Source organism: Coprococcus intestinihominis (genome assembly GCF_040096555.1).
In the GTDB taxonomy this organism is placed as follows: domain Bacteria; phylum Bacillota; class Clostridia; order Lachnospirales; family Lachnospiraceae; genus Coprococcus_A; species Coprococcus_A intestinihominis.
This window is the reverse complement of record NZ_JBBMEK010000502.1, coordinates 1-791: the sequence shown is the minus strand read 5'-3', so window position 1 is coordinate 791 and position 791 is coordinate 1. Positions and strand designations below refer to the sequence as shown.

The 791-nt window shown below is 45.1% G+C and carries 1 protein-coding gene; it reads left to right on the top strand.

Annotation, left to right across the window (positions count from 1 at the left end; genetic code table 11):
• Positions 1 to 540: transposase (locus WMO25_RS18490; protein WP_349086726.1), on the top strand; the 540-nt coding region annotated here is incomplete at its 5' end.
• Between the last annotated feature and the right edge of the window lie 251 nt (positions 541 to 791).

Sequence of the window (791 nt, the reverse complement as noted above, 5' to 3'; positions counted from 1 at the left end):
TCTGCAAGAATGGAAATCCGAATGCTTTTGGAGGACTATGAATCCAGAAATACACGTCTACAGGAAGTTATGGTTCTAATTGAAGAACTGGTAAGAAAGATTCCGATGGCTGAAAAGCTGTTAGAGATCAAAGGTGTGGGGATCAGGACAGTGTCAGGGTTCCTTGCAGAAGTAGGAGATATCAGCCGCTTCAACAATCCGAAAGAACTGCAGAAGCTTGCAGGATTGGCATTGGTTGAAAATAGTTCGGGAAAGCACAAGGGCGAGACAACAATAAGCAGACGAGGTCGAAAGAGACTCAGATATTTGCTCTTTGAGGTTGCAATGTCACTTGTGTCGAAGAACCAGGAGTTCAGGGAACTCCACAATTATTATACAACCAGAAGGTTGAATCCGTTGAAGAAAATGCAGTCACTTATGGCAATTGCAGCCAAGCTGATACGTGTCTTTTATGCCATGCTGACAAAAGGCGTGGATTATGATCCGAAAAAGATGGTCAGTGACATCAAGAGACCGGCAGTTTATCTACAGGCCGCGTAAGAAAGACAAGTAACTGTAATGGAGGCTGTCAAGTGGACAGCCACTGAATCAAGCAGAATGTAACAGATAACGTCCACTGATCACAGTGCTGGAACAGGAAGCGAGTCAGTAATCAATAATACAAAGAATGAGCCAGTAGTCGGCAGAAATAGTCACCATGGGGCATATGACCCCGTAAAGGAGCATAGCTGACACCCTGGTTATGGGCAGGCAGGACGAAGGAAGTTAGGACCTCTGGAGACAGAGATGAT